Here is a 22,946-nt window from a genome sequence, read left to right as displayed (position 1 = left end):
GCCTGGCAGCCTTCCGGCGACAGACACAGTCAGGCTGAAGCGCGGCGCAATAGCGTGCTGCGCTGCTGCGCGCTATTCCACCGTCACGGACTTGGCTAGGTTGCGCGGCTGGTCCACATCAGTCCCCTTGGCGACCGCCGTGTGATAGGCCAGAAGCTGCGCCGGAATGGCGTAAAGTAACGGACCCCACAGATCTGGAGCGTGCGGCATCTGCGCGCTGTGCCAGCTTCCGGGCTGAGCTTTCAGCCCCTGCGCGTCGCTGACCAGCACGACCCTGCCGCCTCGGGCCATGACCTCTTGCATGTTGCTGACGGTCTTGCCGAACAGATCGTCCGAGGGCGCGAAGACGATCACCGGCACACTGTCATCGACCAGCGCGATGGGCCCGTGTTTCAGTTCGCCAGATGCATAACCCTCGGCGTGTATGTAGCTGATTTCCTTCAGTTTCAGAGCGCCTTCCAGGGCCAGGGGGTACATGGGGCCCCGGCCGATGAACAGGATGTCGCGCGCCTCGGACAGGTCGCGGGCGATATCGCTCAGATCGTCTTCCAGGTTCAACGCCTGGGCGATCAGCGCGGGCACGCGGGTCAGGTCTTCCAGATGGCTTCTGATCTCGGCTGCGCTCAGCGTTCCGCGATCCTGCGCGGCCTTCAGCGCCAGCACGCCCAGCACCGCAAGCTGGCAGGTGAACGCCTTGGTGGATGCAACGCCGATCTCGCGGCCTGCCAAGATCGGCAGCGCCACGTCGGACGCGCGCGCGATCGACGACGTCTCGACATTGACCACCGACACGATCCGCGCGCGGCCCTCGCAATAGCGCAGCGCGGCCAACGTGTCCGCCGTCTCGCCAGATTGCGACACGAAGATCGCAAGCGTACCATCGGTGATCGGCGGTTCGCGATAGCGGAACTCGGACGCCACGTCGACTTCGACGGGCACGCCCGCCAGGCGCTCGATCCAGTATTTCGCCGTCAGACACGCGTAGAACGCGGTGCCGCAGGCGACCATGACGATGCGGGTGACATCGCTGAAATCCACGTCGCCTTCGGGCAGACGAATGGCCCCATCGTGGATGTAATGGGCCAGTGCGGTGTCCAGAACGGCAGGCTGTTCGGCGATTTCCTTGGCCATCCAGTGACGATGGCCACCCTTCTCGACCCGGCCCGCCTCGGGCGTGATCGATTCGATCGCGCGGGTGACGGGCGCGCCCGTCTCGTCGAAGATCTGCATCGAATGACGCGTGAGCACAGCCAGGTCACCTTCCTCGAGATAGGTCAGGTGATCGGTCATCGGGGCCAGCGCGATCGCGTCCGAGCCGACATAAGCCTCGCCGTCGCCCAGGCTGATCGCCAGCGGCGAGCCGCGGCGCGCGGCGATCATCAGGTCATCGTGGCCGTCGAACAGGAAGGCCAGCGCGAAGGCGCCTTCGAGCTTGGCGAGCGTCTTCGCCACCGCCTGTTGGGGGCTGTCGCCCGCCTGCAGAAAGGATTGCGTCAGAAGGGCGACGGTTTCGGTGTCGGTGTCGCTTTCGGGGCCCAGGTTCTGGGCGCGCAGTTCATCGCGCAGCGCGGCGTAGTTCTCGATGATCCCATTATGGACGACGGCCACGGGGCCGGCGCGATGGGGATGGGCATTGGTGACACTCGGCGCCCCATGCGTGGCCCATCGCGTGTGGCCGATGCCGGATTTGCCCGGCAGCGGCGAGCGCACCAGGTGATCGGACAGGTTGATGAGCTTGCCGACCGCGCGGCGCCGGTCGAGATGGCCGTCATTGACCGTGGCGATGCCGGCGCTGTCATAGCCGCGATATTCAAGACGCTTGAGCGCCTCGACCAGCAGGGGCGACACTTCGTGCTTGCCCAGGACGCCGACGATTCCGCACATCTCAGTTGGTCCTTTTCTGTTTCGCAGCCCGCAGCCTGGCCATCAGCTTGCGGGCGAAACCTTCGCGATTTTCCTGCCGGGCACGCGCCAGGGCCAGCGCGCCATCCGGCACGTCGGCGGTGATGACCGAGCCCGAGCCGGTCATGGCATCATTGCCGATCGTGACGGGCGCCACCAGCATGGTGTCCGACCCGATGAAGGCCCGCGCGCCGATATGGGTGCGGTGCTTGAAGACGCCGTCGTAGTTGCAGGTGATGGTGCCCGCGCCGATGTTGGCGGCCTCGCCCACATGCGCGTCGCCGATATAGCTCAGGTGGTTGACCTTCGCGCCTTCGCCGATCTCGGCGTTCTTCGTCTCGACGAAGTTGCCGATCTTCGCGCCGTTGCCCAGTTCGGTTCCGGGTCGCAGGCGGGCATAGGGGCCGACGACTGCATCCGCGCCCACATGGCATCCTTCCAAATGGCTGAAGGCGCGGATCTGCGCGCCCGACTCGACCGTGACACCGGGGCCGAAAACGACGTGCGGCTCGACGACGGCGTCGCGACCCAGATGGGTGTCGTGGGCGAAGAAGACCGTGTCGGGTGCGGTCAGGGTCACGCCGGTCTCGAGCGCCTCGGCCCGTTTGCGGGCCTGGAAAAAGGCTTCCGCCCTGGCGAGTTCGGCGCGCGTGTTGATGCCCATGGTCTCGGATTCGGGGCAGGTCACGGCGGCGGTTTCCAGCCCTCGGGCGCGGGCGTGGGCCACGATATCGGTTAGGTAGTATTCCTTCGACGCATTGTCGTTGCCCACCGCGTCGATCAGGTCGAAAATCTGTTCCGCGTCCGCGCAAATCACGCCGGAATTGCAGAGCGTTATGGCGCGATCTTCATCCGATGCATCCTTGTGCTCGATGATGGCTTCCAGCGTGCCGTCGACCACTTTCAGCCGACCGTAGCGGCCCGGATCGGCGGCCTCGAAACCCAGCACGACGACGGCGGCACCCTCCGCGCGGGCGTCGGCCATCGCGCGCAATGTTTCCGGTCGTATGAAGGGGGTGTCGCCGTAAAGAATGAACACGTCGCCCGTCGCACCGGCAAGCGCTTCGCGGGCCTGGGCGACGGCATGGGCGGTGCCAAGCTGCTCGGTCTGCAGCACGATATGCAGGTCCGGATCGATTTCGGCCGCCACGGCGCGCACCCGCTCGGCGCCGTGACCCGCGACAAGGATGCGCCGCTCGGCGCCCAGACCCTCGGCCGCATTCAGGGCATGCGCGAAGAGCGGTGCGCCGCCCACTCGGTGCAGGACCTTGGGCAGATCGGACTGCATGCGCGTGCCCGCGCCCGCGGCCAGGATGATCAGGTGGGATGGCATGGCGGAAAGCCCCCGTTTCGTTTGGTGTTGTCTGTCACGAGCCGCGGGCCGGGCGCAATCCCGCTTGCCTTCACATCGGGTTTCGCAGAGTTACCGGCCACATGGATACGCGCAGGAAAACGGTCATTCTTGATCTGGACGGCACGCTGGTGGACACCGGCGCGGACCTGATCGCGGCGGCGAATGCGTGTTTCCGCGAGCTGGGCCATGGCGACCTGCTGGACCCCGAGGCCGACAAGGCGACGGCCTTTCGCGGCGGACGCGCCATGCTGCGGCTAGGCTTCGCGCGACTGGGTCTCGGCGGCGAGGCGCGCGTGGACGCGCAATACCCGCGGCTTCTGGAGCATTACGACGATGCGGTCTGCGTGCACTCGGCCTTCTATCCCGGTGCGGTGGACGCGGCGCAGGCGCTCGCCGCGCGCGGCGACGCGGTGGGGATCGCCACCAACAAACCCTACGGACTTGCCGACAAGCTGCTGCGCGCGCTCGGCCATCGCGACACGTTCGGCCCGCTCATCGGCGCGGACACGCTGGCGGTGCGCAAGCCCGATCCCGCGCATTTCTTCGAAGCGGTGGACCGTGCGGGCGGCGACCGCGCGCGGGCCGTGCTGGTGGGCGACACGGAAACCGACCGCACAACCGCGCGCAACGCGGGCGTGGCGTCGGTGCTGGTCAGCTTCGGCCCCGAAGGCGAAGCGGTGGCCGAGCTCGCGCCCGAGGCGTTGCTCGACCGCTTTTCGGATTTGCCGCTGATCGTCGACAGGCTCCTGGGCTAGGCGGCAAATTTTCGACGAAAATTTGCGCCCGGCGGCACCGTCGCTAGAGTGATGCAACGGCAGGGGGATGCGCAAATGTTCACGGGCTCGATGACATTCGATCTGGGCGACGACATCAACGCCATGCGCGAAATGGTGCATGGCTGGGCGCAGGAGCGCGTGAAGCCGCTCGCGGCCGAGATCGACCGCGCAAACACGTTTCCGCCCGAGCTTTGGCCCGAGATGGGCGCGCTCGGCCTGCTGGGCATCACCGTGCCCGAGGAAGACGGCGGCGCGGGCATGGGCTACCTGGCCCACGTGGTCGCGGTCGAGGAGATCGCGCGGTCCAGTGCCAGCGTTGGCCTGAGCTACGGCGCGCATTCCAACCTGTGCGTCAACCAGATCGCGCTGAACGGCAGCGCGGACCAGAAGGCGCGGTACCTGCCGAAGCTGATCAGCGGCGAACACGTGGGCGCGCTGGCGATGTCCGAAGCGGGCGCGGGCAGCGACGTGGTGTCGATGAAGCTGCGCGCCGAGAAGCGCAACGATCACTACCGGCTCAACGGCACGAAGTACTGGATCACCAACGGCCCCGATGCCGACACGCTGGTGGTTTACGCAAAGACCGACGCCAAGGCGGGCTCCAGGGGCATCACCGCCTTCCTGATCGAGCGGACCATGACCGGGTTCACCACGAGTGCGCATTTCGACAAGCTGGGGATGCGCGGCTCAAACACCGCCGAGCTGATCTTCGACGACGTGGAAGTGCCGTTCGAGAACGTGCTGGGCGAAGAGGGCGGCGGTGTGGCCGTGCTGATGTCGGGGCTGGATTACGAACGCGTGGTGCTCAGCGGCATCGGCACCGGCATCATGGCCGCCTGCCTGGACGAGATCATGCCGTATCTGGCCGAGCGCAAGCAGTTCGGCCAGCGGATCGGGGATTTCCAGCTGATGCAGGGCAAGATCGCCGACATGTACACCGCGATGAACAGCGCGCGGGCCTATGTCTATGAGGTCGCGAAGGCCTGCGATCGCGGCCGTGTCACCCGCCAGGATGCGGCGGCCTGCGTGCTCTACGCCAGCGAAGAGGCGATGAAGGTGGCCCACCAGTCAGTGCAGGCCATGGGCGGTGCGGGCTTCATGGCCGACAGCCCGGTCGCACGGCTGTTCCGCGACGCCAAGCTGATGGAGATCGGCGCAGGAACGTCCGAGATCCGGCGCATGCTGATTGGCCGTGAACTGATGGCCGGGATGCAGTGATGCGCGGGCCGGTCCTGCTGGGGTTGGTGGCGGTGTCGCTCGCCGCCTTGGCACTGGGTCTGACGGCGGGATTGCGGGTGATGCGCCTGGACGAGGGCGCGGTGATCGCCGACCGCGCGGCGCGCTACGTGGCCGAGACCGGCGGGCGCGCGGGCGACTGCATCGGCGTGCCGGGGCAGGGCCGGGTCTGGATCCGCGTGATCTGCGACGGTGACGCGCGCCGGGTCTATGGCGTATCGCGCTGGGGCGGCGACGTGGCCGTACCGGAACCGGGCGGCATCTGAGCGCAGGGGCGTGAGGATCAATGGGTGGGCCGTCAGACTGCCTTTGCGACAAACTATTTGTAGAACAGTGATAACAAGCGCCGGATCGCTTGCCGGTCCGGCGGGGCGCGCCTAGGCTCGGGGCGGATATCCGCGCCGTAAGGACCTGCCGCCCGTGAAGCTTCAATCGCACATCCTGACCGGCGCGGCCGAGTTCAGGGAAAACCGGGCCCATCACCTGGACCTGATCGACCAGATGCGCGCGGCGGCGGAGACGGCCATGGCGGGTGGCGGCGCGCGGGCCCGTGCCCGCCACGAGGCGCGCGGCAAGATGGCGCCACGTGACCGGGTGGCCGGTCTGCTCGATCCCGGATCCGCGTTCCTCGAGGTCGGGCTGACCGCGGCCCATGGCATGTATGGCGGCGATGCGCCCGCGGCGGGCGCCATCGCGGGGGTCGGCACCGTGTCGGGGCAGCTCTGCATGGTGCTGGCCAACGACGCCACCGTGAAGGGCGGCACGTATTTCCCGATGACCGTGAAGAAACACCTGCGCGCCCAGGAGATTGCCGAGCAGAACGGTCTGCCGTGCATCTACCTGGTCGATTCCGGCGGCGCGAACCTGACGTTGCAGGACGAAGTCTTCCCGGACCGCGACCATTTCGGGCGCATCTTCTACAACCAGGCGCAGATGAGCGCCAAGGGCATCGCCCAGATCGCCGTCGTCATGGGGTCCTGCACGGCCGGTGGCGCCTATGTGCCCGCCATGTCCGACGTGACGATCATCGTGCGCGACCAGGGCACGATCTTCCTGGCCGGCCCGCCGCTGGTGAAGGCCGCGACGGGCGAGGTCGTCACGGCCGAGGACCTGGGCGGAGGCGACGTGCACACCCGCCTTTCGGGCGTGGCCGATTACCTGGCCGAGGACGACGCCCACGCGCTGGCCCTGGCGCGGCAGGCCGTGGCGTCGCTTGGGGCGGGACAGCACGTCTCCCCGCGGCAGGCGTCCGAGGATCCCGATTATGATCCGGACGAGGTGCTTGGCGTCCTCCCAAAGGCGCTGACCACGCCATATGACGTGCGCGAGGTGATCGCGCGGATGGTGGACGGCTCACGCTTCGACGAATTCAAGGCCCGCTTCGGCGACACCCTGGTCACCGGCTTTGCCCATGTGGACGGCTGGCCGGTGGGGATCGTGGCCAATAACGGCGTGCTGTTCTCTGAAGCCGCCCAGAAGGGCGCGCATTTCATCGAGCTCTGTTCCCAGCGCCGGGTGCCGTTGGTCTTCCTGCACAACATCACCGGCTTCATGGTGGGCCGGAAATACGAAAACGAAGGCATCGCGCGGCACGGCGCCAAGATGGTGACGGCGGTCAGCACCACGGCGGTGCCGAAGATCTCGATGCTGATCGGCGGCTCGTTCGGGGCGGGCAATTACGGGATGGCGGGGCGGGCCTATTCGCCGCGCTTCCTGTGGTCGTGGCCCAACGCACGCATCTCGACCATGGGCGGGCCGCAGGCGGCGGGTGTGCTGGCCGATGTCACGCGCGCCCAAAGGGAAAAGCGCGGCGAGGAGTGGTCGGACGCCGACGAGGCCGCGTTCAAGCGGCCCATCATCGAGCAGTTCGAGCGGCAGTCGCACCCGCTCTACGCCAGCGCGCGGCTCTGGGACGACGGGGTGATCGACCCGCGAACCGCGCGGCAGGTGCTGTCGCTGAGCCTCGCGGCGGCCTGCAACACTGCTATCGGCGAGACCAGGTTCGGCGTCTTCCGGATGTGACGACCTGCCGTGCCGGTGGATTCTGCAAATCACGCGCGCCACTTATCCGAAACGGTCCGCAGCGGTCTGTTGCGTCACGGAAACGCCCTGCGTCAATTCGCTTTTCAAAGCGCTTGCAGCCTTGGGCGAAGCCGTGCAAACGCTGGGGCCAAGGCGGGAAAGGTTACCGCTAACTCCCCCAGTTACGGCCTGCTTGGGCCGCATCCCGAAAGATAGCTCGCTATGACCACCAAGACGAAACTTCGCGACGACATCCTGCGTCACCTGAAATATTCGCTGGGCAAGGACGAATCCCACGCCCAGATCACCGACTGGCGGCTGGCGCTCAGCTACGCCATTCGGGACAGGATCGTCGATCCGTGGTTCGCCTCGACCCGCGCGACCTACGCCCAGCAAGGCAAGCGCGTCTATTACCTGTCGATGGAATTCCTGATCGGGCGTCTGCTCGAGGACGCGGTGGTGAACCTGCGCCTGTTGGACGAGACGTCCGAGATCTTCGACGGGCTGGGCCTGTCGCTGGACGACGTGCTGGGCGACGAGCCCGACGCGGCGCTCGGCAATGGCGGGCTGGGACGGCTCGCGGCGTGTTTCCTGGAATCGTTGTCGACCATCGGTTGCCCGGCCTATGGCTACGGCATCCGCTACGAGCACGGCCTGTTCAAGCAGAGCTTCGAGGACGGTCGCCAGATCGAGGCGCCCGAGGACTGGCTGACCCAGACCCACGCGTGGGAATTCGAGCGCCCCGAAGCGTCGTTTTCCATCGGGTTCGGCGGCACCGTGACGGATCTGGGCGGCAAGACCGTTTGGACCCCGGACGAGGCCGTGGTGGCCGAAGCCTTCGACACGCCCATCATCGGCTGGGACGGAAACTGGGCCAACACGCTGCGGCTCTGGGCGGCGGTGCCCGAGCAGGTCTTCGACCTCGACCGCTTCAACGCGGGCGACTATTACGGCGCGGCGCAGCCCGAGAACACAGCGCGCACGATCAGCCGCGTGCTCTATCCCGACGACACCACCGAAGAGGGCAAGCGCCTGCGGCTGAAGCAGGAATTCTTCTTCACAGCCGCGTCCCTGCGCGACATCCTGCGCCGGTTCGACAGTGAATACGACGACCTGACCCTGCTGCCTCAAAAGGTCGCGATCCAGCTGAACGACACCCACCCCGCCATCGCCGGGCCGGAACTGGTCCGCCTGCTGGTGGACGAGCGTGGCCTGGCGCTGGAGCAAGCGATCGAGATCGCGCGCGGCTGCCTTAGCTACACCAACCACACGCTGCTGCCCGAGGCGCTCGAGCGGTGGGGGATTGAGCTGATGTCGGACCTGCTGCCGCGGCACATGCAGCTGATCGAGGCGATCGACAAGGCCCACGCCGCCGAGCATCCGGACCGCCAGGTCACCATGACCGACGAGGGCGACGTGCTGATGGGCCCGCTGGCCTTCGCCATGGCGCACAAGGTCAACGGCGTGTCGGCGCTGCATACCGAGCTGATGAAGGAAACCGTGTTCGCCGAGCTGCACCGCCTGCATCCCGACCGGATCGTGAACGAGACGAACGGCGTCACGCCGCGCCGCTGGGTGCTGTCGGCCAATCCGCGCCTGAGCCAGCTGATCACGCAGGCCATCGGCAAGGGCTGGGTGGACGACCTTGAGCGGCTGAAAAAGCTCGAACCCATGGCCGACGACCGCACCTTCCGCGATGCCTATGCCGCCGCGAAGCGCGCGAACAAGGCGGACCTTTCGAATTACCTGGGCGAGCGGGGCACCGACGTGGACCCCGACGCCATGTTCGACGTGCAGATCAAGCGCATCCACGAATACAAACGCCAGCACCTGAACATCCTGGAAACCATCGCCCATTGGCTTGAGATCAAGGACAATCCCAACGCCGACTGGGTGCCGCGCGTGAAGATCTTCGGCGGCAAGGCGGCCCCCGGCTACGTCTTCGCCAAGGAAATCATCCATCTTATCAACGCGGTGGCCGACGTGCTGAACCGCGATCCGCAGACCAGCCAGTACCTCAAAGTGGCCTATCCCGCCAATTACAACGTCACCCTGGCCGAACGCCTGATCCCGGCGGCGGAGCTGTCCGAGCAGATCAGCACCGCGGGCAAGGAAGCGTCGGGCACCGGCAACATGAAGTTCGCGCTGAACGGCGCGCTGACCATCGGCACGCTGGACGGCGCCAACGTGGAAATCCGTGACCTCGTGGGCGCGGACAACTTCTTCCTGTTCGGCATGACCGCGCAAGAGGTGGTCGAGCGCCGCGAGGTCGCGAACCATGCGCAAAAGGCGATCGAGGCCGATCCCCGCCTGAAGCGCGCGCTGGACGAGATCCGCAAGGGCACCTTCGGTGACAGCTTCGACGGCATCGTGGGCAATATCAGCGGGCCGGATTACTTCCTGGTTGCGTCGGATTTCACCGATTTCTACCGCGCACAGCGTGACGTCGAAAAAGCCTATGCCGACCAGGACGACTGGACCCGGATGGCGGTGCTGAACACGGCGCGGTCGGGCTGGTTCAGCTCGGACAGGACGATCCGGGGGTACATGCGCGATATTTGGGACGCCCAGGCGCTCGTGGCCGGCTAAATTCCCGCTCGGGACGGTTGCGGTAATGCTCAAACGGCCTAGGCTAGGGCGTATGAGCACAACCGACAAAACGCCCGCCAAGTCCGCCATTTCCCAAGACGCGGCCCGCGCCCTACAGGCCGGACAGCACGGCGATCCCTTCGCCGTGCTGGGTCCGCATTCCGTGAATGGCACACGCCACGTCACCTGCATCGATCCCGGTGCCGAAGAAATGTTCGCCATGACCGATGACGGCACCGCGCATCCCCTTGCGCGGGTGGCCGACGGGACGGGCGTCTTCTCGGGCCCGGTGCCCGGCGATGGCCATTACTGGCTGAAGGGCCACGTCGACGGTGCCGACTGGGAATACGAAGACGCCTATCGCTTCGGTCCCGTCATGGGCGAGATGGACGAATACCTGCTCGGCGAAGGCACCCATCGCCGCATCTGGACCGTCCTGGGCGCTCACGTCATGGAGCGTGAGGGCCAGTCCGGCACCCATTTCGCCGTCTGGGCGCCGAACGCGCAACGCGTCAGCGTCGTGGGCGGCTTCAACCACTGGGACGGGCGGCGCCATCCCATGCGGCTGCGCGGCGCCACCGGTGTGTGGGAGATCTTCATCCCCAACGTGGCCGAGGGCGAGGCGTACAAGTACGAGATCCTCGGCCCCGGCGGCACGCTGCAGCCCTTGAAGGCCGATCCGGTCGGCTTCGGCTCGCAGCATCCGCCAGAAAACGCGTCCATCGTGCGCGACCTGCGCGGATATGGCTGGAAGGACGCCGAGTGGATGAAGACGCGCGCATCGCTCAACGACCGCGCCTCTCCGATTTCCGTTTACGAAGTGCATCTGCCGTCCTGGAAGCGCCGCGTGGATGAAGGCGGGCGGTCGCTGTCCTACCAGGAAGCGGCCACCGAGCTTGTGGAATACGTGGCCGACATGGGCTTCACCCATATCGAGCTGCTGCCGATCAGCGAATATCCCTTCGACGGGTCCTGGGGTTACCAGCCCGTGGGCATGTTCGCGCCCACCATCCGCCACGGCACCCCGCACGAATTCCGCGACTTGGTGGAAGCCGCCCACAAGGCGGGGCTGGGCATGATCCTGGACTGGGTTCCGGGTCACTTCCCGGTGGACGCGCATGGGCTGGCCAAGTTCGACGGCACCGCGCTTTACGAGCACGCCGACCCGCGCGAAGGATTTCATCCCGACTGGAACACCGCGATCTACAATTACGGTCGCACCGAGGTCGCCAACTATCTGATTTCCAACGCGCTGTACTGGTTCGAGGAATACCACGTCGACGGGCTGCGCGTGGATGCGGTGGCCTCGATGCTCTATCGTGACTACAGCCGCAAGGAAGGTGAGTGGATCCCCAACAAGGATGGCGGCCGTGAGAATTATGAAGCGATCGCGGTGCTGCAGAACACCAACATCGCCGCCTATGGCGAGCATCCGGGCATCATGACCGTGGCCGAGGAATCGACCAGTTTTCCGGGCGTGTCGCACCCGGTGGATCAGGGGGGGCTGGGCTTCGGCTACAAGTGGAACATGGGCTGGATGAACGACACCCTGTCTTACATGGAAAAGGATCCGATCTACCGCCAGCACCACCACCACCAGATGACCTTCGGGCTGCATTATGCATTTTCCGAGAATTTCATCCTGCCGATCAGCCATGACGAAGTGGTGCATGGCAAAGGCTCGATGCTGTCGAAGATGCCGGGCAACGAGTGGGAGAAATTCGCCAACCTGCGCGCCTATTACGGCTTCATGTGGGGCCATCCGGGCAAGAAACTGCTGTTCATGGGCTGCGAATTCGCCCAGCCGCACGAATGGAAGGCCGCGGGGCAATTGCCGTGGGACCTGCTGGACGACCCCAAGCACGACGGGGTGCGCCGCCTCGTGCGCGATCTGAACACGCTCTACCGCGACACGCCCGCGCTGCATCAGCTTGATTGCGACCCCAAGGGCTTCCAGTGGATCGAGGCGAACGATTCGAAACAGTCCAGCTATGCCTGGATCCGTCGCGGCAAGGACAAGGACGCGGCCGAGGTCGTCGTCGTGTGCAACATGACCCCGGTCGAGCGGACCGAGCACATCCTGCCGCTGCCGCAGGCGGGCCGGTGGCGCGAGGCGCTGAACACCGATGCGGGCGTCTATGGCGGCAGCGATCGTGGCAACATGGGCGGCATCGATGCCACGCCCGAACCGCTTCACGGACAGCCTGCGCAAGCCAAGGTCGTTCTGCCGCCGCTCAGCACGCAGATCTTCATCAAGGACTGACGCCCGACGACAACAAGAATAACTTCTGGGAGGGAGAGACGAGGGATGGACCGACCGAACTCGAGACTGACGAACCGCACGCTGGCCTTCGTGCTGGCCGGCGGGCGCGGATCGCGGCTGAAGGACCTGACCGAAATGCGCGCCAAGCCGGCGGTCTATTTCGGCGGCAAGACCCGGATCGTCGATTTCGCGCTGTCGAACGCGCTGAACTCGGGCATTCGCAAGATGGCCATCGCCACCCAGTACAAGGCGCACAGCCTGATCCGCCATTGCCAGCGCGGCTGGTCCTTCTTCCGCGCCGAACGGAACGAATACCTGGACATCCTGCCCGCGTCGCAGCGAGTGGCCGAAGACAAGTGGTACGTGGGCACCGCGGATGCGGTCACGCAAAACATAGACATCATCGACAGTTACGGGATCGAATACATCCTGATCCTGGCGGGCGACCACATCTACAAGATGGATTACGAGGTGATGATCCGCGAACACGTGGACACCAAGGCGGACGTGACCATCGGCTGCCTGACCGTCACCCGCGAACAGGCGAAAGCCTTTGGCGTCATGGACGTGGACGACAAGTGGCGCATCACGTCCTTCCTGGAAAAGCCGGACAATCCGCCCGGAATGCCAGGCAATCCGAACCAGACGCTGGCCTCGATGGGCATCTACGTCTTCAAGTGGACTTACTTGCGCGAGCTGCTGCTCAGCGACGAGGACAAGGAAAGCTCGAAGCACGATTTCGGCGGCGACATCATCCCCTACATCGTGGAAAACGGCCATGCGCAGGCGCACCGCTTTTCCGATTCCTGCGTGCGCCACCGCGAGGACGCGCCCGCATACTGGAAGGATGTGGGCACCGTCGATGCGTATTGGCAGGCCAATATCGACCTCACGGATTTCGACCCCGATCTCGACCTGTGGGACACCAACTGGCCGGTCTGGACCTATTCGGAAAGCACGCCGCCCGCCAAGTTCATCCACGACGCGGAAGGGCGGCGCGGCCACGCGCTGTCGTCGCTGGTGTCGGGCGGATGCATCATCTCGGGCACCGAGATCCGCGAATCGCTGCTGTTTTCCAAGGTGAAGACCAACAGTTTCGCCAAGCTGAACCAGGCGGTGATCCTGCCAAGCTGCAATATCGGGCGCTCGGCCGAGCTGACGAAATGCGTCGTGGACCGCGGCGTCGAGATCCCCGAGGGCCTGAAGGTCGGCACCGAGGACGCGCCCGAGCACCTGGATGCGCAGGGCAATCCGATCTTCTACGAAAGCGACGGCGGCGTGACGCTGATCACCAAGCCGATGATCGAGAAGTGGCTCGCCACGCAATGATGCGGGTGCTGTCGGTCGCGTCCGAATGCGCGCCGCTGGTGAAGACCGGCGGCCTTGCGGACGTGGCCGGCGCGCTGCCGGGGGCGCTGGCGGGGCAGGGCGTGGACATGCGCGTGCTGCTGCCGGGCTACAAGCCGGTCATGGCCGCGCTTGACGCACCGATCGAGTTGACGCGTGTCGACGATCTTTTCGGCGCCTCGGCGCAGGTGCTGGCGCAGACGGCCAAGGGCGTGCCCGTGCTGGTGCTGGACGCGCCGCATCTCTACGAACGCGATCACGGCATCTATCTGGACGGCAATGGCCAGGACTGGGCCGACAACCCCCAGCGCTTCGCCGCCCTGTCGCTGGTGGCCGCCCGCATCGCGCGCGACGGGCTGGGCGACTGGCGGCCGGACGTGGTGCATGGCCACGACTGGCAGGCAGGCTTCGCGCCCTATTACCTGCACAAGCTGCGCGTGGGCGTGCCGTCGGTGATGACGATCCACAACATCGCCTTCGCCGGCCACGCCGATCCGGGCATGATGGGCGAGCTTTTGCTCGACCCCGCCGACTACACGCCCGAAGGGTTCGAATTCTGGGGCCGCGTGTCGTCGCTGAAGGCCGGTCTGAACTATTGCGACAAGATCACGACCGTCAGCCCGACCTACGCGCGCGAACTGACCACCGATACCTTCGGGATGGGCTTCGAAGGGCTGATCCGCGCGCGGCAGGACGATTTGACCGGCATCCTGAACGGCATCGACCTTGCGGTCTGGGATCCGGCGAACGACACCGTGGCACCGCATTACAAATCCCTGAAAGGCAAGGAGAAAGCCAAGAAAGCCTTGCGCGCCAAGATGGGTCTGCCAGACGCCGACGGGCCACTGGCCGTCGTCGTGTCGCGCCTGACCGAGCAGAAGGGGCTGGACCTGACGCTGGACGGGCTCGAGCCGTTCCTGTCGGATGGCGGGCAGATCGCGCTTCTGGGATCTGGCGCGTCCGAGCTGGAACGCGCCTGGGAATTCGCAGCCGCGCGCCACGACGGCCTGGCCGTGCGCATCGGCTATGACGAGGATCTGGCACACCTTCTGATCGCGGGCGGCGACGCGGTGCTTGTGCCCTCGCGGTTCGAGCCCTGCGGGCTGACCCAGCTTTACGGTCTGCGCTACGGCACCATCCCCGTGGTCGCGAATACCGGCGGCTTGGCCGATACCGTGATCGACGCCAACGACGCTGCCGTGAAAGTGGGCGTTTGCACGGGGATTATGCACACGGCCGGTCGTGGCGACGCCACAGCCCACGCGATGAAAAGGCTTTTGGACCTTTACGCCGACCGAGATACTTGGTCGAAGATGGTGAAAAACGCGATGCGCCATCCGGTCGGCTGGGACAGCTCGGCCGCTGAGTACGCCGCCTTATACAGAAGTCTGATCTGAACACATGAGCCTTGATCACGTGATGACCGAGGGCCGCGCGGCCCCCATCGGCGCGACCTTCGACGGGGATGGCGTGAATTTCGCCATCTTTTCGGAAAATGCCACCCGCATGGTGCTTTGCCTTTACGACGAAGGCGGGCGCGAGACGCTGCAGATCGACCTGCCCGAACGCGATGGCGATGTCTGGCACGGCTATATCTCGGGTCTGCGTCCGGGCCAGAAATATGGCTACCGCGCACATGGCCCCTATCGCCCCGAAGAAGGGCACCGCTTCAACCCGCACAAGCTGCTGATGGATCCCTACGCCAAGCGGCTGACCGGGCACCCGACTTGGCACGACGCGCTGCAGGGCTACAAGGTTGGCCACAAGGACGCCGACCTGGCGATGGATACCCGCGACAGCGCGCCCTACATGCCACGCTCGGTTGTCGAGGATCCGGCGTTTTCCTGGGGTGACGACACGCCGCTGCGCACGCCGATCCAGCAATCGGTGATCTACGAGGCGCATGCCAAGGGTCTGACCATGCGGCGCGGCGACCTGGACGATGCGGGCACCTTCCTGGCCCTGTCGTCGGACCGGATGCTGGACTACCTGAGCGATCTCGGCATCACCGCGATCGAGCTTTTGCCGGTCCATGCCTACCTGACCGACCGGTTCCTGCACGAAAAGAACCTGAGCAATTACTGGGGCTACCAGTCCATCGGCTTCTTCGCGCCCGAACCGAAATACATGGCCCGGGCCGAGATCTCCGAGTTCCAGCAGATGGTGGCCCGCTTCCATTCCGCCGGGATCGAGGTCTTGCTGGACGTGGTCTACAACCATACCGGCGAGGGCAACGAGCTGGGCCCGACGCTGGCCTTCCGCGGCCTCGACAATGCCAGCTACTACCGCCTGCAGCCCGACAACCCGCGCTTCTACGTGAACGATACCGGTACCGGCAACACGGTGAACGTGGATCACCCCATGGTGCTGCGCATGATCATGGATTCCTTGCGCTACTGGGTCGAGACCATGCACGTAGACGGGTTCCGCTTCGATTTGTGCTCGACGCTGGGTCGGCAGAACGAAGGTGGCTTCGATCGCGGCGCCGCGTTCTTCGACGCGATCCGCCAGGATCCGGTGCTCTGCGACGTCAAGCTGATCGCCGAGCCCTGGGATATCGGCCCCGGCGGCTATCAGCTGGGGGCGTTTCCGCCGCCCTTCATGGAATGGAACGACAAGTACCGCGACACGGTGCGCCGCTTCTGGCGCGCGGATCCGGGCGAAGCTCCGGCGCTGGCCGACCGGCTGACCGGCAGCGCGCTGCAATTCGACCATTCGGGACGGCCCGCCACCGCGTCCGTCAACCTTCTGACGGCCCATGACGGCTTCACGCTGATGGATACGGTCAGCTACAACGAGAAGCACAACCTCGCCAATGGCGAGGACGGCAAGGACGGCCATGGCGAAAACTATTCCGACAACATGGGCGTCGAGGGCGAAACCGACGACCATGACATCCTTGCGGCCCGCGCCCGCAGGCGACGCAACATGATGGCGACGCTCATGCTCAGCCAGGGCACCCCGATGATCCTGGCGGGCGACGAGATGGGCAACAGCCAGGGCGGCAACAACAACGCCTATTCCCAGGACAACGAGATCAGCTGGATCGATTGGGACAGCTTCGATCACGATTTCCACGATTTCACCCGCATGATGATCAAGTTCCGCAAGGATCACCCGCTTCTGCGCCAGAAGCTGTTCCTGCACTCGCGCGAGCGCAGCGTCGACGGGATCGAGGACCTGTTCTGGTGGCGTCCCGACGGCAAACCCATGAGCGACGAGGACTGGGGCAATCCCGACCTCTGCTGCGTCGCCATGGAGCTGCGCATGGCCAGCGGCACCCCCGACTACGCCGAGACCGAGACGGCCATCTTCGCCGTGTTCAACGCAGGCCACGCGACCGAGATGGTGATCCCAGATCCGCCGCAGGGCACCCATTGGGTCTGGCGCATCGACACGTCCCGGCACGGCAAGCACACCGACGTCCCGGACGGCCGGGTGACGATCTCGGGGGCGTCGGTGTCGGTCTTCCTGCTGGACATCCACACCGGATGAGCGATCCGCGCGATCAACTGGCCGCCCGCTTGGGCGTCGTGGCGTCCTACAAGGACCAGGTGGGCGCGCATCACGATCTGACACCGGCATCGCGTGATGCGATGCTCGTCGCGATGGGGGCGCCGACCGACGCCGAAGCGGCCGCGAGCCTTCTGGACCGCCTGCGGGCCGAAGACGCCCTGCGGCCCGTGCCCCCATGGATGGTGATCAGCAGCGAACGCGCGCACGAGATCGACGCGCTGGACGGCATAGACTGGCTGCTGGACTTCGACGACGGCGGCAGGCGCGACGGATACGGCCGCACGCTGGGGGATCTGCCCATGGGCATCCACCGGCTCAGTGCGCCGGGCTGGCACGCGTGGCTGCTATCGGCGCCGCCGAAACTGGATTTGCCCAAGCCCGGCTGGGGCATCACGCTGCCGCTTTACGGGCTGGGCCAGGATGGACGGGTCGGCAGCTACGGCGATCTGGGCGCGGCCGTCGCATCGCTGGGTGCCGCGGGCGCGGATTTCGTCGGCGTGAACCCGATCCACGCGGGCTTTCCCACGGATGCCAGCGCCATCAGCCCCTATTCGCCCTCGCATCGCGGGCGCCTGTCGACCCTGCATGTCGATCCGGCCAGCCCGCCCCCGGCGCCCGGCGGCCCGATGGTCGACTACGCGGTGGACCAGCCCGCCCGGCTGGCGGCGCTGCGGCAGGAATGGACGGGCGATGGCGGTCCCGGCTTCCAGGACTGGCGCGTCCTGCAGGGTGCGGATTTCGAGCGGTTCGCGCTGCACCAGGCGCTAGCCGACACGCTGGGGCCGTATTGGACCGCCTGGCCCGAAGCCTATCGCAATCCCGGCAGCCCCGAGGTGCGCGCCTTCGCCCATGACCACGCCGATGCGGTCGGCTTCCACGCTTGGCTGCAATGGCGGGCAGAGATGTCGTTGGCGCAGGTGGCGCGCAAGGCGGACGCCGCCGGTATGCGCTTCGGGCTTTATCTGGATCTGGCGGTGGGCACCCATCCCAGCGGCGCCGAGACCTGGGCGGACCCCAAGCTCTTCGCCAGGGGCGTCTCGCTGGGCGCGCCGCCCGATGCGTTCACGGCCAATGGGCAAAGCTGGGGGCTGGCGCCAATGCGGCCCGACACGCTGGCCGAGCGCGGCTTTGCACCCCTGGCCGCGATCCTGCGCGAACAGCTAAGCCACGCGCGCCTGCTCAGGATCGACCACATTCTCGGGTTCGAGCGCGCATTCTGGGTCCCCGACGATCCGGCGATCCCCGGCGCCTACATCCGGATGCCGCGCGACGCGTTGCTGGCGGTGGCCCGGATCGAGGCCGCGCGCGCGGGCGCGACCATCGTGGGCGAAGACCTGGGCAATATCCCCGACGGGCTGCACGACGCGCTGGAAGCCTCGGGCCTTCTGGGCTGCCGCGTGGCGCAGTTCATGCAGGACTGGGACGCGGCGGTGCCGCGGTTCACCCCCGCGAAGGAATACGACGAGCACGCGCTGACGTCCTTCGGGACCCACGATCTGCCGACCTGGGAAGGCTGGAAAGCCGGGCGCGACCTGGAATGGCGGCGCGACCTGGGCGACATGGACGATGACGCGTTCGAGAAGGCGCGCGCTCGCCGCCGCGACGAGGTGGCCGCGTTGGTCACGCTGATCGGCGGCGACAGCGCCGAGTATCTGCACCGCTTCCTGGCCGACACGCCCTCGTGCCTGGTCGCGGTCCAGATCGAGGATCTGCTGGGCCAGATCGAGCAGCCGAACCTGCCCGGCACCATTTTCGAGCATCCCAACTGGCGGCGCAGCCTCGGGGTGGCGGCCGACGCGCTCGGGTCGCTTGACGCCGTGCGCGCGGTGGCCGAGTCTATGCAAAACGCACGAAGATAGGGACTGACGCCATGGAAATTCTGACGATCGAGACGCAGCCCATCGACGGCCAGAAGCCCGGCACGTCCGGCCTGCGCAAAAAGACGCGCACCTTCATGGCCCCGCATTACCTGGAAAACTTCATCCAGGCGATCTGGGACGGCATCGGCGGCGTCGCCGGAAAGACTCTGGTCCTGGGCGGCGACGGTCGGTATTTCTCGCCGCAGGCCGCACAGGTGATCCTGCGCATGGCCGCGGCCTCGGGGGCGAAGCGCGTGATCGTCGGGCAGGGCGCGCTGCTCAGCACGCCCGCCGCGTCCAACCTGATCCGCACGCGCAAGACCGATGGCGGCATCATCCTTTCGGCCAGCCACAATCCCGGCGGCATCGACGAGGATTTCGGCGTCAAGTTCAACACCCCCAACGGCGGTCCGGCCGCCGAGGACGTGACGGGCCGGATCTTCGCGGCGACGAAGACGATCACCGCCTACAAGATCGCCGAGGCGCAGGATGCCGACCTGTCGTCGCTGGGCGAGCACGCCATGGGCGACATGGTGGTCGAGGTCGTGGACCCGGTCGCCGACTACGCCGACCTGATGGAGCAGCTCTTCGATTTCGACGCCATCCGCGGGATGATCGCGGGCGGCTTCCGGATCTGTTTCGACGCGATGCACGCTGTGACCGGGCCTTATGCGAAAGAGGTGCTGGAAAACCGGCTGGGCGCCAAGGCGGGCAGCGTCAAGAACGCGATCCCGAAGCCGGATTTCGGCGGCGGACACCCCGACCCCAACCCGATCTGGGCCAAGGAGCTGATGGAGATCATGCATGCCGACGACGCGCCCGATTTCGGCGCGGCCAGCGACGGCGACGGCGACCGCAACATGATCATGGGGCCGGGCACCTATGTCTCGCCCTCGGATTCGCTGGCCGTGCTGGCCGCCAATGCCCACCGCGCGCCCGCATATGCCAACGGGCTGGCGGGCGTGGCACGCTCGATGCCCACCAGCCGCGCGCTGGACGCCGTGGCCGAGAAAAAGAAGCTCGACTGCTACGAAACACCCACCGGGTGGAAGTTCTTCGGCAACCTGCTCGATGCGGGCAAGATCACCCTTTGCGGCGAGGAAAGCGCCGGCACCGGCAGCAACCACGTGCGCGAAAAGGACGGGCTTTGGGCGGTGCTGCTGTGGCTGAATATCCTGGCATCGACCGGCAAGGGCGTGGTCGAGCTGCTGCACGACCACTGGGCCGAGTACGGGCGCAACTTCTATTCGCGCCACGATTTCGAAGGGATCGAGAACGACAAGGCCGACGCCATGTTCGACGCGCTCACGCTGAAGATCGAAGACATCGCGGGCGAAAGCTTCGCCGGGCGCAAGGTGATCGCCGCGGATGACTTCACCTATCACGATCCCGTCGACGGCTCGGTCGCCGAGCACCAGGGCATCCGCATCATGTTCGAAAACGGGGGCAGGGTGGTCTACCGCCTGTCGGGCACGGGCACCGTGGGCGCCACGCTGCGGGTCTACCTGGAAGATGTGAGCGATGCCGCGGATGCCAAGGATCGCGACGCGCAGGACGCGCTGTCGGACATGATCGCGGCCGCCCATGAAATCGCCCGGATTGAACACCACACGGGCCGGACCGAGCCCGACGTCCGCGCCTGAGGAAGGAAGACCATGATCTTGAGTGAGCGCGTCACCGCCGATACCGGCGTGGCTGAAGGGCTGGCCCATAAGTGCCGCCAATTGTTGAACACGTCCGAGACGGCATTTGACGCCCATATGGCGATCGCGCGGATGCTGGGCGGTCATGTCGACGGCGACATGGCGCATTTCGGTTTCTGGACGCCCGAGCTGCTGGACGCGCGGGTGCCCGATGGCGATATCTTCCTGGAAGTGCTGTCACCCAAAGGGCCGCTGGACCTGACCCGGTCGCACCAGGATGTCACGTTCGAGCGCACGTTCCTGCCCGTCGCCCGCTACGAGGCCCATACCTTCGCCGCCGCCAAGGGGATGCGCGCGGGCTCGCGCGAGCAGGGGGGCGATTTCTACTGTCTCGTTTGGCGCGACGCGCAGGATACGTGGCATCGCATCCTTGATCCGCTGGCCATGTCGCTGCCCTTCGGCGCCTTCGCGCCCGCCGAGCTTTACGACCTGGCACAGATGCAGAAGCGACGTGGCGACCGCGCCTATTTCGAAGCGCTGGCGGGCGACGCGCCCCACAAGTTCGGCCCGCCCGTCAACATCCTGCAGATCCACGTCCCCACCGCGACGGCGGGCGGCACGCTGGCCAGCCTGACGCGCCAGTTCGAGCGCCTGTCCGAGCGCGTGGCGGGCGGGCTCAGCCTTGATCCGCTGGACCAGATCTTCCTCGGCTACGACGCCGTGCAGCTGCTGCCCGTCGAGCCCACGACCACCTACGAGGTCGGTCCGGGCTTCTGGCACGAAACGGCCGGCGACACCGAATCCGAGGTCAAGGTCAGCCTGACCCGCCCCGACACGACCAACTGGGGCTACGACATCGTAATCTCGGGCATGGGCACGGTGAACCCGGTGCTGCTGGAATCGGGGCGGCCGGACGAACTGGTGGCCTTCGCGTCGGTGTTGCACAATTTCCCGACCCGGCCCAAGAAACTGATCCTCGACGTGGTGTTCGGTCATTCCGACAACCAGGGGCTGGACGCGCTGAACTCGCATTTCTTCGCCGGGCCGAACATGTACGGCCAGAACATGGACTACAAGAACCCCGCCGTGCGCGCGATCATGCTGGAAATGCAGCGCCGCAAGGTGGATTTCGGCGCCGACGGCGTGCGCGTCGACGGCGCGCAGGACTTCAAGTGGTGGGACGCGGGCGCGCAGATGCTGCGCCACGACGACGAATACCTGCAGCTCATGTCCGACATGGTGCAAGAGGTCGCGGGCACCCGCTACCGCCCCTGGTTCGTGTTCGAGGACGGTCGCCCCTGGCCGCAGGAAGACTGGGAACTGTCGTCGAACTACCGCGCCGTGATCGAAAAACAGCACGACCCCGACGTGTTCCAGTGGGGTCCGCTCACTTTCGCCCACAACACGCCCTTCATCTACGGCTTCTGGCTGTCCAAGTGGTGGCGCATCAAGGAAGTGCTGGCGGTGGGCGCCAACTGGATCTCGGGCACCGCAAATCACGACACGCTGCGCCGCGGCACGCAGGTGAACCCCAAGCTCAACATCAACACCCGGCTGGGCGACACCCAGATGGAGATCCTGGAAAAGGCCTATGACAACCCGGCGGTGTCGATGCTGACCTATGCCGCGTTGCCGGGTGTGCCGATGGATTTCCTGAACGCCACCGCGCGGGCCAACTGGGGCTTCATCCGCAACCAGGATGACAAGTACGGCGTCAAGGTCGTGGCCGAGGAAGCGATCAGCCTGAAATGGCAGGTGGACGAATACGAATACTCGGTGCCCGGAAACTTCAAGCGCCTGAAGGACCTCGGCTACGAGACGCGCGGCGACCTGGCGCGGTTCTTCGAATTCCTGCCGGCACTGGTCGAAGTGACCGATTACGACCTGGACCACATCGCGAAGCTGCTGAACGGGGTCGAGCCCGCGCTTGCCGGACCCGATCACTTCACCGTGCCGGATCTCAAGCAGATCGCGCGGGCGTGGATGGACGACATGCACGAATATTGCAACGTGTCCAACTCGATCTCGGCGCTCGACCCGACCCAGACCGAGTTCATGCTGTCGCTGCGCAGCTTCCGCCGCGACAATCCGTGGCTGCGCGACAACCTGGGCCCCGACGATCATTTCGACTACATTCAGCCCGTGGACGGGCGAACGATCTTCACCAGCTACCGCAAGCACGAGGGCCGCGAGGTCTATTGCATCACCCACATGGAAGGCGGTCCGTCGGGCGAATTCGATCCCCTGCGACTGCCCATCCCGGGGCTGAAGGGCGCGGGATGGAGCTGCGCGTTGCGCACGCCGGGGATCGGCGGCGAATACGTGTCGGGGCCGATCGTTCTGCGCGACAGCATGGGCCTGGTCTTCACCCGCGGTATCTGAAAACCGCCCAGAAATCACGCGAACGTCCCTTGCCCTTCGGGGCCCTGAGGCGGCATT

At 66.1% G+C, this 22,946-nt stretch carries 14 protein-coding genes; 12 read left to right on the top strand and 2 right to left on the bottom strand.

Annotated elements, in window-relative coordinates:
- Positions 1-72: 72 nt before the first annotated feature.
- Positions 73-1,884 carry a glutamine--fructose-6-phosphate transaminase (isomerizing) gene (gene glmS / locus ILP92_RS09945; RefSeq protein ID WP_198916225.1) on the bottom strand — a complete coding sequence of 604 codons (1,812 nt, stop codon included), beginning with the start codon at positions 1,882-1,884 and terminating at the stop codon, positions 73-75.
- 1 nt (position 1,885) lies between these two features.
- The gene (glmU, locus tag ILP92_RS09940) at positions 1,886-3,235 is read right to left on the bottom strand and encodes a bifunctional UDP-N-acetylglucosamine diphosphorylase/glucosamine-1-phosphate N-acetyltransferase GlmU (RefSeq protein ID WP_198916224.1); all 1,350 of its coding nucleotides are present in this window, start codon (positions 3,233-3,235) and stop codon (positions 1,886-1,888) included.
- A 101-nt stretch (positions 3,236-3,336) separates the two neighbouring features.
- Between glmU and ILP92_RS09935 the strand changes: the two genes are divergently transcribed.
- The 12 genes from ILP92_RS09935 to gghA all read left to right on the top strand — a co-directional run bounded on the left by ILP92_RS09935 (position 3,337) and on the right by gghA (position 22,889).
- Positions 3,337-4,011: an HAD-IA family hydrolase gene (locus ILP92_RS09935; protein ID WP_198916223.1), complete on the top strand. Its 675-nt coding sequence runs from the start codon at positions 3,337-3,339 to the stop codon at positions 4,009-4,011.
- Between the two features lie 75 nt (positions 4,012-4,086).
- Positions 4,087-5,250 carry an isovaleryl-CoA dehydrogenase gene (locus ILP92_RS09930; RefSeq protein ID WP_198916222.1) on the top strand — a complete coding sequence of 388 codons (1,164 nt, stop codon included), beginning with the start codon at positions 4,087-4,089 and terminating at the stop codon, positions 5,248-5,250.
- Positions 5,250-5,534, top strand: a complete 285-nt coding sequence (locus ILP92_RS09925) for a hypothetical protein (protein ID WP_198916221.1) — start codon at positions 5,250-5,252, stop codon at positions 5,532-5,534. Before ILP92_RS09930 ends, ILP92_RS09925 begins: the two co-directional genes overlap by 1 nt.
- 154 nt (positions 5,535-5,688) lie before the next feature.
- Positions 5,689-7,290, top strand: a complete 1,602-nt coding sequence (locus ILP92_RS09920) for a carboxyl transferase domain-containing protein (protein WP_368667864.1) — start codon at positions 5,689-5,691, stop codon at positions 7,288-7,290.
- A gap of 222 nt (positions 7,291-7,512) precedes the next feature.
- The gene (locus ILP92_RS09915; RefSeq protein WP_198916220.1) at positions 7,513-9,879 is read left to right on the top strand and encodes a glycogen/starch/alpha-glucan phosphorylase; all 2,367 of its coding nucleotides are present in this window, start codon (positions 7,513-7,515) and stop codon (positions 9,877-9,879) included.
- Positions 9,880-9,931: 52 nt separating this feature from the next.
- Positions 9,932-12,142, top strand: a complete 2,211-nt coding sequence (gene glgB, locus ILP92_RS09910) for a 1,4-alpha-glucan branching protein GlgB (RefSeq protein ID WP_198916219.1) — start codon at positions 9,932-9,934, stop codon at positions 12,140-12,142.
- 45 nt (positions 12,143-12,187) lie between these two features.
- The gene (glgC, locus tag ILP92_RS09905; protein ID WP_198916218.1) at positions 12,188-13,471 is read left to right on the top strand and encodes a glucose-1-phosphate adenylyltransferase; all 1,284 of its coding nucleotides are present in this window, start codon (positions 12,188-12,190) and stop codon (positions 13,469-13,471) included.
- A complete protein-coding gene (gene glgA, locus ILP92_RS09900) occupies positions 13,453-14,886 on the top strand; it encodes a glycogen synthase GlgA (protein ID WP_368667863.1) in 1,434 nt (477 codons plus the stop codon). The genes glgC and glgA overlap by 19 nt, the downstream gene beginning before the upstream one ends.
- Positions 14,887-14,890: 4 nt before the next feature.
- Positions 14,891-16,984, top strand: a complete 2,094-nt coding sequence (gene glgX / locus ILP92_RS09895; RefSeq protein ID WP_198916217.1) for a glycogen debranching protein GlgX — start codon at positions 14,891-14,893, stop codon at positions 16,982-16,984.
- Positions 16,981-18,864, top strand: a complete 1,884-nt coding sequence (gene malQ, locus ILP92_RS09890) for a 4-alpha-glucanotransferase (protein WP_198916216.1) — start codon at positions 16,981-16,983, stop codon at positions 18,862-18,864. Before glgX ends, malQ begins: the two co-directional genes overlap by 4 nt.
- A gap of 11 nt (positions 18,865-18,875) precedes the next feature.
- Complete coding sequence (locus tag ILP92_RS09885; protein WP_198916215.1) at positions 18,876-20,507, top strand: alpha-D-glucose phosphate-specific phosphoglucomutase; 1,632 nt, start codon at positions 18,876-18,878, stop codon at positions 20,505-20,507.
- A gap of 12 nt (positions 20,508-20,519) precedes the next feature.
- Positions 20,520-22,889 carry a glucosylglycerol hydrolase gene (gene gghA, locus ILP92_RS09880; RefSeq protein ID WP_198916214.1) on the top strand — a complete coding sequence of 790 codons (2,370 nt, stop codon included), beginning with the start codon at positions 20,520-20,522 and terminating at the stop codon, positions 22,887-22,889.
- Positions 22,890-22,946: the final 57 nt, after the last annotated feature.

Origin of the sequence: Palleronia pontilimi, from assembly GCF_016412875.1 — a bacterium.
GTDB lineage: Bacteria > Pseudomonadota > Alphaproteobacteria > Rhodobacterales > Rhodobacteraceae > Palleronia > Palleronia pontilimi.
This window is presented reverse-complemented; position numbering and strand designations above follow the sequence as displayed.